The organism is Laedolimicola sp. (assembly GCF_051972735.1).
Classification (GTDB): Bacteria; Bacillota; Clostridia; order Lachnospirales; family Lachnospiraceae; genus Laedolimicola; species Laedolimicola intestinihominis.
The window spans coordinates 1-12,131 of the sequence record NZ_JBOKYU010000058.1 but is presented as its reverse complement, the minus strand read 5'-3'; the positions used below and the strand labels follow the sequence as shown (position 1 = coordinate 12,131).

The window sequence follows — 12,131 nt, the reverse complement described above, 5'->3', positions numbered from 1 at the left end:
AAACAGTATATAATAGTACAAAATGACAGGGAGAAGGAGACAGAAATTATGATAAAAGAAGTGATTTTCGATATAGACGACACCCTCTATGATTTCGAAAAAGGGCACGCGGCAGGAGTCCGGCAGATGCGGGAATACGCGGAGCAGGAGCTGGGAGTCTCCGGCGAGGAATTTGAGCAGGAATATCGGAGGCAGCACGCGGACATCCAAAAGCGCCTGGGCACGGATGACGCGGCCATTCACAGCCGCAGCATCCGGATTCAGAATATGCTGGAGCATTGGGGAAAACCTCTGTTTCCCCATGTGACGAAGCTGTATCATGCATACTGGGATACGCTCCATGCGGTGAGCGAGCCGGAACCGGGCAGTATCGAGGCGGTGCGGAGCCTGCGGGAAATGGGAATCCGCGTGGGCATCGGCAGCGATATGACCTTCCGGATGCAGTATGAAAAGCTGGGAAAATTCGGGTTCGGTCCCTATATCAGTCATATGGTGACCAGTCAGGAAGCGGGCCATGAGAAGCCCCATCCGGATTTTATGGCCCTGTGCATCGAGAAGGCTGGATGCAGACCTGATGAGATCGTATTCATGGGCGACAATTTCAGGAAAGATGTGGAGGGCTCTGTGCTGGCCGGAATGCACGGCGTCTGGTACCGGGCCAAGGAGAAGCCTCTGCCGGAGGACGCGAAGATCGGGCCGGAATCCTATCAGATCATACGCCATTACGATGAGCTGATTCCCTATATAAAATCCATCCGATAAATCAGAGAAGGAAGACAATATGAAAGAATTACAATATTTGGAAGAACAGCAGGTAAATCCGTTGCTGATTCAGGAAGTAGAGAAATTCCGGATCCAATATCCGGTGGCCGAGACGGTGAAAAACCGCGTGGTGGAGCCGCCGGTGCCCTTCTATGGAAAAGAGATTCTGGAGATGGCCATCGCCGCCCTCCTTCAGGGGGAAAATGTGCTGCTTTCCGGTTCCAAGGCCACGGGAAAGAATATCCTGGCGGAAAATCTGGCCTGGATCTTCGGCCGCCCCTCCTATAATATCTCCTTTAATGTGAACACCGACAGCAGTTCCCTCATTGGAACGGACACCTTCGTGGACAATGAGGTGCGTCTGCGCAAGGGCCCCGTATACCAGTGCGCGGAAAATGGAGGCTTCGGCGTCTTCGACGAGATCAATATGGCGAAAAATGACGCGGTTTCCGTGCTTCACGCGACTCTGGATTACCGCCGTCTCATCGACATGCCGGGTTACGACAAGATCGAGCTCCATCCGGCCACCCGTTTTATCGGAACCATGAATTACGGCTACGCGGGAACCAGAGAACTGAACGAGGCGCTGGTGTCCCGGTTTCTGGTGATCGATATGCCGGCCCTGACTGAGGGAACCCTGCTTCTGATTCTGCGGGCCAATTTCCCGGACGCGAAGGAAGAAGGAATCCGGGCCTTTGCCGGACTCTTCCTCGATCTGCAGGCCAAGGCTCAGAACAGCGAGATATCCACAAAGCCGCTGGATCTCCGCGGTATGATCGGAGCCATGAAGACGGTACGCTGCGGGCTTACACCCAGAGCGGCGATTACCATGGGAATTACCAATAAGAGCTTCGATATCTTTGAGAAAGAAATTGTCGGCGATATCGTTATGACCCGGATTCCGGAGGAATGGACCGGCAGCGAATTATTTTAAGTGAGGCAGAATGAAGGAACAGGAAACTCTGAATGAGGACTATTTTGACGAAAATCAATACGAGATAGAAAATCGAATCCGGAACCTGTACTGGACGGTCAGCGGCAATTACGGCGAGAATATCAAGCTGGATACGGTGTCGTTCTCCCGGTCGCCCTGGGTGTCTCTCTATGACGCGGTGAAGCAGGGGGCATTTTCCCGGTACTTTGACCGAAACGCTTTTGGACTGTATCTGGTGAAAAAGCTGTACTATGGGGCAGATGAGCAGGCTCTGACGAATGTGGCCCAGCTTGCGGTGGACAGCGCGGTGTACAGAAAAATCAGCGCGGAGCGAAAGGGCGTGCAGGAGATCCGGAAGAAGGCCTTTTCCGATTTGCTGGATTATGATTTTACAAGGCTTGCGTCCTATTACCTGGGGCAGATTAAGATCTGCATGATGCAGCAGGCGGTCCGGGGACAGACGGGGCATGAGCAGGCCAGGATGCAGCAGGCGCTGGACATGCTGGCGGGCCTTCGGGACACCGAAGATACGATGGAAATCATTCGGGTTACGGATGCCATGTATAACTGGTTAGTCGATCCTTATTTCGAAAAAAATCACGGCGATCTGGAAAAGGTGTTGGCCGTGACCATGGAGGACTTACAGGAATTCAACTGGAAGGATTATCTGGAGGAGGAAGCGGAGGAGGAGGACCTGACCCAGGTACTGAATCAGGTCAATCAGGCCGTGGCCCAGACCGGAGAGGTTCCCTCTGAGGAAGAAAAGAAGGAAACCCGCATGAAAAGGGTACTGGTGGACGCGGAAGCGGCTGAGAAGATGTACTCCTACATCGAGCTGAATTATGGGCGATCCTATTTAAGCGCCGGAGAGCAGAAGCGTCTGAACCGCAGTCTCTGCCGGGGCGCCCATGCGGACTGCAGCCTCTATTTTACCGACGGCATCCTTTCCAATATGGTGAAGCGGAATTATCAGTCCGAGTACGCCAGACGGTCAAAGAGCGAGAACCTCAGGGTATACGGTCATTACACCCGGGTGGCGAAGCGGAATATCGAGGTGCTGGCAGACACCCTGCGCCGTGCCCTGGTGGCCAGGAGCGAGCGGGAGACGGTGAAAAGCGAGTATGGCAGCATCGTACCCTCAAGACTCTGGAAGCTGGGCCGCAGCCATGATAAGAAGCTTTTTGAGCGGGTGCTGAAAAAGGACAGCTCAGAATTTGTGGTTCACGTGCTCATTGATGCCAGCGGTTCTCAAAGAAGCCGTCAGAGCTTGGTGGCCCTGCAGGGCTACATCATCAGCGAGGCCTTAAGTAATGTGCAGATTCCCCATCGAGTCATGGGCTTCTGTACCTTCTGGGACTATACAGTCATGCAGCGCTATCGGGACTACGACGATCCGAAGGAGGCCAATAAGCGGATCTTCGAGTTCCACGCCTCTTCGAATAACCGGGACGGTCTGGCTATCCGGGCGGCTGCGGCAAGTCTTCGGGAACGCCCCGAGGAAAATAAGGTTCTCATCGTCTTAAGCGACGGGCGGCCCAACGACATCATTGTGAACCGGCCCAACAGCAAGAACCCTGCGCCCTACGCAGGTGACTATGCGGTGCGGGATACGGCTTCCGAGGTGCGAAAGGTTCGTGCGGAGGGAATCTCCGTGCTGGGCGTCTTTGCCGGGGAGGAGCAGGATCTCCAGGCGGAGCGGCGGATTTTCGGCAAGGATTTCGCCTATATCCGCAATATTATGAATTTTTCCAGTGTGGTAGGCCTCTATCTGAAACGCCAGTTAGACGATACGGCACAGTAAAAGGAGTACAGTTTTATGAAAATGTGGCTGAAAAGATGGCGGAAGCCATTGGCGCTGCTTCTGGTGCTGGCCGGATTTCTGCTTTATCCGTCGGTCATACTTACAGAAATGCGTGTGGATTTTGAAAAAGAAGATTATACGGCGGGCAATCACTGCAAGGTCTTTGCTTCCCCGACGGAAAATCTGGGACTGGACAGCGTAAAGAATGCCGATAAAAAGCCCGGCGAAGCCCGCTTTTTCTTCTGGGATATCCGCTGGCGCGACGGACAGACCTTCAAACGCCTGGACCCAATTGATTACAATTTGGATGACGAGATTCAAATCAGGGACATTGCCTTTTTTATTAATGGCTTTTACGCAGGAGAGCTTTCCGGAGAAGAACTTCTGGCTTCATTTTCGCCCAACGATCAGGTTCAGATGTATGAGACGGACAGCGGCTCTTTGGGGCTTTATATCACAGGCGATGATTCTCAGCTTCTGACTACGGATGTGTTCCGGGAGTTTTATAAGGAAATGGCGGGGCGCTATGCGCGGACCGGCGTTTTTTATCTGCTGCCTCTGCTTTTACTCGTCTGGGCCGCGGCTGAATTCTATGTGCGGAAAATCTGGCGGCAGCGGGAGGGACGGTTTTTCCTGGCAGTTGATACGTTATTTTATATAGCGGGGCTGCTGGCGCTGGTTCTGATAGTAACCGGAGCTTTCACAGGCTCTGATTTGGTGAACCCCGATGAGTCTGAGGCGGTCTATTCGGTGCAGTATTACATTACCCACTGGAAGATTCCGGACGCAAGAGATCTGGAGATGGCGGCCTATTCCGTGTTCGGAACGGCGCGCCTTACGGAGCTTGACCTGTTCTATATTTTTGCGGCTCAGATCGCGAGGCTTTTTACCTTTGAGCATGCGGTGCGGCTGTTCAGCGTGCTGATGGCGGCGGGGCTTTTTTATCTGATTTTCTGCAGCCTGAAAAAGAACCGCTGGCTTCTGGCCGTCATGTTCCTGACGCCCCAGATCTGGTATCTCTATACCTATTGTACCTCGGACGCCATGGACTACGCGGTGGGCGTGCTGGTGCTCTATCAGGTGGCGAGACCGGACAGTATGCTGCAGAAGCTTTGCAGACGGGGCGTGAAGAAAGCAGACTGGTGGCGGGTATTGCTTCTGGGATTTTTGTTTTCCAATATTTTCATGTCCAAACAGAACTTCTATGTGTTCGCCATTTATGCCTTCTGTATGCTGCTGGTGGATCTCTTCACAGCGCCTGCGGAGGAGAAAAAGAACCGGTTGCTCAGCTATCTCTGGGTAGCGGGCTTTGCTCTGATATTCCTGGGAATCCGGTATATTCCGGAGCTTTTACATTATGGAATTCATCGTCACCGGGTTCTGGTGGAGCTGCAGGAGCAGATTGCGATTCCGAAGCTGAATCCGGCGTCCCCGCCTTCGGAGCAGAGCTCGGCCTTCAATCTCTATGGCAAGGGCGTTACCCTTTCCGAGCTGCTGTTTCATATGGGACTTCACAAGACGACCTTCCGTTCCTTCGTGGGAACCTACGGAAGTCTCCAGTTCCCAAGTCCCGACTGGTATGTGCTGCTGATGGGGGCGCTGTATCTGGTGTATCTCATCGGCTGCTGCGGTTCTGTGCTTCGGGAAAAGGGACACGGGGAGCGGAAGGTGAAGCTGGGACTTCTGTTTTTCTGCGCGCTGGTGTCTTACGCGCTATTGCTCTACAATGCCTGGTTCATTGATTTCCAGGCCCAGGGGCGTTACATGGTTCCGGTACTGATTTTCGCGGCCAACGCGGCGGCATTAAAGCCGGAGACTTCGAGGACGAAGTGGTTTCAGCTTGTGTTGGGAACCTCGGCGGTATTGTCGCTGTATTCCTTTGCGGTCTACTGTATTCCGAATATCAGGCCGCCGTACTAAGCAGAGGTCTTATACGGGAACAGGACGGGCAGCGAAAAAAAGAGAGGGCTATGCCCGGGAAAGGGGATTTGCAAATGAAAGAATATGAAGTTGTTCATGAGATTTTCAACGAGTGTGCCAACAATCAGATGCGGGACGTCTTTATCGAGGAGGTTCCTATTGATGATTTGGAAGAATATGTAAGGAAACACCACGAAAAAGAGCGGGACTTCACCTTTGAACGGGAAGAACTGGCCGATGGAACTGTCGTCTATCATGTAAATACCTCCGGGCTTTTGCAGCGATACACCTTTACGGAGATCTGAGATGGAAAAATTTTTTGAATGGGAATACCGTTTCATGATGTTTTTGCAGAATAGCATCCGGGGGCCGTTGCAAAATAAGGTGATGTGGTGCATCACCTCACTGGAAAACGCAGGATTTCTCTCCATCGCGGCCTGCCTGGCACTGCTTCTGCAGCCAAAATGGCGCAGGGTGGGCGAGGCGGCCACCGTGTCCATGATTCTGGAATTTCTGGTGGTCAATCTGCTTTTGAAAAACTGGGTAGCCAGAGTGCGGCCTTATCATCTTCTGGAGGATCTGATTCTTCTGGTGCAGGAACCGGCAGACTATTCCTTCCCGTCGGGACACACGGGCGCGGCCTTTGCGGTGGCGTCGGTCATGTTTCTTGGCATGCCTCACAGCATCGGAGTACCGGCGCTCATCGTGGCGTCGCTGATTGGATTTTCCCGGATTTATCTGGGGGTACATTTCCCCACAGATGTACTGGGCGGAGTGGTGATCGGATGCGCGGCCGGATTTGTGGCCTGGAAGCTGACGGGAGGGAAGCTCCGATGAGAAAACGTGAGAAAGCGCGAGATTTTAATTCCGGCAGCGTGCTGAGCAATATTTTATACTTTTCCCTGCCCTATCTGCTGTCCTATTTTCTGCAGACCCTGTATGGTATGGCGGATCTTTTTATCATCGGTCAGTTTGACGGAACGGCAGCCACCACGGCGGTGTCTCTGGGAAGCCAGGTGATGCATATGCTGACTGTGATTCTGGTAGGTCTGGCTATGGGAACCACGGTCAGTATCGGACAGGCCGTAGGAGCCCGGGATAAAAAGCGGGCCGGCGAGGCCATTGGCAATACCGTCGTACTGTTCCTGGGCGTATCAGTGGCGCTGATGGTGCTGCTGACAGTGCTGGTGCGGCCCATTGTGGCGCTGATTTCCACGCCGGAGGAGGCTGTGGCAGGTACGATTCAGTATCTGACGATTTGTTTTATCGGTATTCCCTTTATCACTGCCTACAATGTGATCAGTTCCATTTTCCGGGGCCTGGGTGACTCGAAAAGTCCTATGTACTTTATCGCCATCGCCTGTGGCGTCAATATCGTATTAGATTATCTGTTCATGGGAGCCTTCCATATGGGACCTGCGGGCGCAGCCCTTGGTACGACCCTGTCTCAGACAGTCAGTGTTTTGATTGCCTTCTGGGCCATTAGGCGGCGGGATACCGGGCTTACCATGAAAAAATCAGATCTGAAGCCCAGGGGCACAGCCATGGGACAGCTTCTTCGCATTGGTCTTCCGGTGGCAATGCAGGACGGTCTGATTCAGGTGTCCTTTATCCTGATTACCGTTATCGCGAACCGCCGCGGACTCACGGATGCGGCAGCGGTGGGAATCGTGGAGAAAATCATCAGCTTTGTGTTCCTGGTGCCCTCTTCGATGCTGTCTACAGTATCGGCTCTCTGCGCCCAGAATATCGGCGCCGGAGAGGAAGAGCGGGCAAGGAAGACACTGCGTTACGCCATCTTCATAGCTACAGGGTTTGGCCTTTTTATGGCGGTTCTGGTTCAGTTTATCGCAAATCCGGTGGTCGGCCTGTTCTCGAAGGACGCAGCCGTGGTGATGCAGGGCGGCTGGTACTTCCGTGGTTATATTTTTGACTGTATGTTCGCGGGAATTCATTTCAGCTTCAGTGGTTATTTCTGTGCCTGTGGACGTTCAGAGCTGTCTTTCCTGCACAATATTGCGGCCATTGTGCTGGTGCGTATTCCGGGCGCGTATTTGATGTCAAAGCTGTTCCCCATGAGCCTCCTGCCCATGGGACTTGCCACGGCGGCGGGTTCGATGCTGTCCGTGATGATCTGTACCATTGCCTATGGATGGCTGAAAAGCTGTTCCCCATCAGACGGGCGGCGAAAAAAGTCTTTTTCTCATACCCGAAATATGGTACAATAATTCTATTAATATCTTTGGAGCGTGAAAAATGGTTGCCAATTATCTAACCAGTACCGTATTTATGATCATTATACTGCTGATTTTATTCGTGAAGATCTGCAACGATATGAAGCAGGAGAAAATGAAGCGCATGTATCAGGTGCTGGATATCACAGTAGTGCTCTATGTGTTGCTGGACGCGGGCTTTGCGGTTGGCTTTCTGGAGGGAAGAAATCAGGAGCCGGGGTTTCAGATTGTTATCTTCCTGTTTTTCCTAGTCTATGTGATCACGCCGTTCATATGGCAGCTGTTTGTCCGCAGTTATATCAATGTGCCTTATGGACGGTGGTTTCAGATAGTGGAGAAGCTTCCGCTTATCATTCTGCTTGTCATGGTTGTAATGTCCCCTGATAATGGCTATGTCTGGTATATCACAGACACGGGAGACTATGTCCGGGGCAGTGGATTTGAACTTTTTACGGTCATCAATCTGTTCTATTATCTGGAAGCTTTTATAAATGGCATTTATATTCTCTATCACAAAATGTACGAAAAGGAGCCGTATCTTTTGCAGTCCCTGCTGCTGTCTACGATTCCGTTCGCGGCGGTTCTGGCTAATACATACCTGATTCCCCTGCGGATGACTTATCCGTTTCAGTCCTTCTGTCTGGTGCTGGGAACGCTGTTTGCGTATCTTTTCATGGCGGATCGACAGAAAAGCATGGAGGAAGAGCGCTATAGCGAAAGTCTGAAGGAAGCGTTGGAGCTGGAAAAGAAAGCGTCCCGGCAGGCGGTTGAGGCTGGAAGAGTAAAAACGATCTTTCTGGCAAATATGTCCCATGATATCCGGACTCCCATCAATGCCATTTTGGGATTCACGGATATGATTGACCGGAATCCCGGAGATGAGGCGCAGGTAGTCAATGCGGTGGGAAAAATCAAGAATTCCGGTCAGGTGCTTCTGAATCTGATTAACGACGTACTGGATCTGACCCGGATTGAAAATGGCAAGCTGGAGCTGGAAGAAAGTGATATTGATTTGACGGCGCTGGTGAAAGATATGGAAACGCTATTTCTCCCGTCTGTCGAACAGAAAGGAATTGCCCTTACGATCTGGCAGGAAGTGGCGGATCCGTATGTACACTGTGACGAAGGAAAGCTGCAGCGGATTCTGGTTAATATCATCAATAATGCGGTAAAGTTTACACCGGCCGGCGGAAAAATTATATTTTTTGTAACGGAGGTTCCGGAAAACGATGGAACTTCGGAATATGGGTTCCGGATTCAGGATACGGGGATCGGTATCAGCAAAGAATTTCAGGAGCATATCTTTGAAGCCTTTGAACAGGAACGCAGCTCGTCAGTCGGCGGCGCTGCGGGCGCAGGACTTGGCCTGGCGATTGTGAAGAAGCTGACGGATTTGCTGGACGGAACTGTGACCATCGAAAGTGAGCCCGGAGAGGGAACGGCTGTGCAGCTGCGGTTTCATTTCCGGCAGACAGGGAAAGAGGAGATACAGAAGAAAAGAGAAGCAGAGAATACAGAGGATGATTTGTCCGGCCTGCATGTACTTCTGGTAGAGGACAATGAGCTGAATATGGAAATCGCTGCAGCCATGCTGAAGGAAAAGGGCGCGTCAGTGACCTGGGCCGGCGACGGACAGCAGGCGGTCGACCGGTTCCGGGAAAACCCGGCTGGGACTTACGATATCATTCTGATGGATGTGATGATGCCTGTGATGAACGGCCTTGTGGCTACGAAGCAGATACGTGCCATGGAGCGGCCGGACGCAGCGTCCATTCCCATTTTTGCCATGACCGCCAATGCCTTCACGGAAGACATTGAGAAAAGCCGGGAAGCGGGTGTCAACGAACACTTAAGTAAGCCGCTGGATTACGGGAAGCTGGCGCGGATGATTCATGGATATGTGAAGAAAAAATAGAAGATTCTTATTTTTACAAAAGAACTCGCGGAAGACCAAAAGGTCATCCGCGAGTTCTTTCATTCAGAAATTATTTGACTCTTGCAGTCAGGCCGTCGCCCTCCACATCAATGACAATGGTTGCTCCGGTGGAAATCTCACCGCCCAGGATTAACTTGGCAGCTAATGTTTCCACGTGTTTCTGCATATAACGCTTCAGCGGACGGGCGCCGTAGACCGGATCAAAGCCGTGGTCGGCAATGAATGCCTTTGCGGCGTCAGTCAGCTCCAGGGAAAGCTCCCGGTCAGCCAGACGTTCGTTCAGCTCACTAAGCAGCAGATCGATGATCCGTGTGATATTGCCCTTGGTCAGCGGCTTGAAGAGAATGGTTTCGTCCAGACGGTTCAGGAACTCCGGACGGAAATGAGCACGCAGGTCGTTCATAACCAGATTCTGGGCCTCCGGCTTGATATTGCCGTTTTCGTCAATACCGTCCAGCAGATAGGAGGAGCCGATATTGGAGGTCATAATCAGAATCGTGTTCTTGAAGTCCACGGTTCTTCCCTGGGAATCAGTGATACGTCCGTCGTCCAGTACCTGTAAGAGTACGTTGAATACGTCCGGATGGGCTTTTTCAATCTCGTCAAACAGGACAACCGAATAGGGTTTTCTCCGTACAGCCTCGGTCAGCTGACCGCCTTCCTCGTAGCCTACATATCCGGGAGGAGCTCCGATGAGACGGGACACGGAATATTTCTCCATGTACTCACTCATATCGATCCGCACCATGTTGGACTCATCGTCGAACAGGCTGGCTGCCAGCGCCTTGGCAAGCTCCGTCTTACCTACACCGGTGGGTCCCAGGAACAGGAACGAACCGATGGGCTTGGTCGGATCCTTGATACCGGCCTTAGAACGGATAATCGCCTCGGATACCAGCGTGACCGCCTCGTCCTGGCCGATGACACGCTTATGCAGCTCGTCGTCCAGGTGCAGGGTCTTATTCCGCTCGCTCTCGGTCAGCTTGGCTACCGGAATACCGGTCCAGCGGGAAACGATACGGGAGATTTCGTCCTCCGTTACGGATTCGTGAACCAGTGACAGATCCTTTTTGCTGATCTTTTCTTCTTCCTCAGAAAGCTCCTTTTGCAGGGCAGGCAGCTTGCCGTACTGTAATTCGGCGGCCTTATTCAGGTCATAATTCTGCTGCGCCGTCTGAATCTGCTTATTGATATCCTCAATCTCCTCGCGGAGCTTCTGCAGACGCTCTACGGAATTTTTCTCATTGTCCCACTGGGCCTTCTGGCTGTTGAACTGATCACGCAGCTCCGCAAGCTCCTTCTGCAGATGCTCCAGGCGCTCCTGGCTTAAGTGGTCGGTCTCCTTTTTCAGAGCTGCCTCCTCGATTTCCAGCTGCATAATCTTACGCCGCAGCTCGTCAAGCTCGGTCGGCATAGAATCCAGTTCCGTCTTAATCAGAGCACAGGCCTCGTCCACCAGGTCAATGGCCTTGTCCGGCAGGAAACGGTCGGAGATATAACGGTTGGAGAGGGTAGCGGCTGCCACCAGGGCGGCGTCGGTAATCTTCACACCATGGAATACCTCGTAGCGCTCCTTTAAGCCACGCAGAATGGAAATGGTATCCTCTACGGTGGGCTCATCTACCATAACCGGCTGGAAACGACGCTCCAAAGCCGGATCCTTTTCAATGTACTGACGATACTCGTCCAGGGTGGTAGCTCCGATACAGTGGAGCTCGCCTCTGGCCAGCATGGGTTTGAGCATATTGCCGGCGTCCATGGCTCCGTCTGTCTTGCCTGCGCCTACAATCAGGTGCAGCTCGTCGATAAAGAGGATAATTTTACCCTCGCTTTTCCGTACTTCCTCCAGAACAGCTTTCAGACGTTCCTCAAACTCGCCGCGGTACTTGGCTCCCGCTACCAGAGCGCCCATATCCAGGGAAAATACCTTTTTGTCCTTCAGACCCTCAGGTACGTCGCCCCGCACGATACGCTGTGCCAGACCCTCTACAACGGCGGTCTTGCCGACGCCGGGTTCACCGATGAGCACCGGGTTATTCTTGGTCTTACGGGACAGGATGCGGATCACATTCCGGATCTCCGCGTCACGGCCGATGACCGGATCCAGCTTCTGATCCCGTGCTTTTTCCACCAGGTCAGAACCATATTTGCTTAAAGTATCATAGGTAGCTTCCGGATTATCGCTGGTCACCCGCTGGTTGCCCCGCACAGAGGACAGCGCCTGCAGGAAACGATCCTTGGTAATGCCGTACTCCCGGAACAGCTCCTTCATGGAAGGACTGGGATCATTTAACATGGCCAGAAACAGGTGCTCTACGGAGACATACTCGTCGCCCATCTGTTTTGCCACATCCTCGGCGCTGATCAGTACCTTATTCAAATACTGTCCCACGTAGGGCTGTCCGCCGGAAACCTTGACTCTCTTATTTAAGGCCTGTTCCACACCGTTCAGAAACAGATTCTGGTCAATGCCCATCTTAGCGACAAGCTTCAGAATCAGACTGTCCTCCTGCCGGAGCAGACTCATCAGAAGGTGTTCCTGTT

9 protein-coding genes are annotated in these 12,131 nt (G+C 52.5%); 8 read left to right on the top strand and 1 reads right to left on the bottom strand.

Annotated features, from left to right (window positions below; all coding sequences use genetic code 11):
* The 8 genes from ACTRC3_RS10700 to ACTRC3_RS10665 all read left to right on the top strand — a co-directional run.
* Window positions 1–762, top strand: a 762-nt coding sequence (locus ACTRC3_RS10700) for an HAD family hydrolase (protein WP_440323056.1), incomplete at its 5' end; no start/stop codon positions are given.
* Between the two features lie 19 nt (window positions 763–781).
* Window positions 782–1,696 carry an AAA family ATPase gene (locus ACTRC3_RS10695; protein ID WP_440323055.1) on the top strand — a complete coding sequence of 305 codons (915 nt, stop codon included), beginning with the start codon at window positions 782–784 and terminating at the stop codon, window positions 1,694–1,696.
* 10 nt (window positions 1,697–1,706) lie between these two features.
* Entirely contained in the window at window positions 1,707–3,497 is a 1,791-nt protein-coding gene (locus tag ACTRC3_RS10690; RefSeq protein WP_440323054.1) for a cobaltochelatase CobT-related protein, read from the top strand.
* Window positions 3,498–3,512: 15 nt separating this feature from the next.
* The gene (locus ACTRC3_RS10685; protein ID WP_440323053.1) at window positions 3,513–5,417 is read left to right on the top strand and encodes a hypothetical protein; all 1,905 of its coding nucleotides are present in this window, start codon (window positions 3,513–3,515) and stop codon (window positions 5,415–5,417) included.
* A gap of 74 nt (window positions 5,418–5,491) precedes the next feature.
* Window positions 5,492–5,722: a hypothetical protein gene (locus ACTRC3_RS10680; RefSeq protein WP_440323052.1), complete on the top strand. Its 231-nt coding sequence runs from the start codon at window positions 5,492–5,494 to the stop codon at window positions 5,720–5,722.
* A 1-nt stretch (window position 5,723) separates the two neighbouring features.
* The gene (locus tag ACTRC3_RS10675; protein ID WP_178039877.1) at window positions 5,724–6,254 is read left to right on the top strand and encodes a phosphatase PAP2 family protein; all 531 of its coding nucleotides are present in this window, start codon (window positions 5,724–5,726) and stop codon (window positions 6,252–6,254) included.
* Window positions 6,251–7,645 (top strand): MATE family efflux transporter, encoded by a 1,395-nt coding sequence (locus ACTRC3_RS10670; RefSeq protein WP_440323051.1) that lies wholly within the window; start codon window positions 6,251–6,253, stop codon window positions 7,643–7,645. The genes ACTRC3_RS10675 and ACTRC3_RS10670 overlap by 4 nt, the downstream gene beginning before the upstream one ends.
* A 28-nt stretch (window positions 7,646–7,673) precedes the next feature.
* On the top strand, window positions 7,674–9,566 hold the full coding sequence (locus ACTRC3_RS10665; RefSeq protein WP_440323050.1) for an ATP-binding protein: 1,893 nt from the start codon (window positions 7,674–7,676) through the stop codon (window positions 9,564–9,566).
* A gap of 70 nt (window positions 9,567–9,636) precedes the next feature.
* Here ACTRC3_RS10665 and clpB read toward each other — a convergent pair.
* The coding region (gene clpB / locus ACTRC3_RS10660; RefSeq protein ID WP_440323049.1) for an ATP-dependent chaperone ClpB at window positions 9,637–12,131 on the bottom strand (2,495 nt) is incomplete at its 5' end.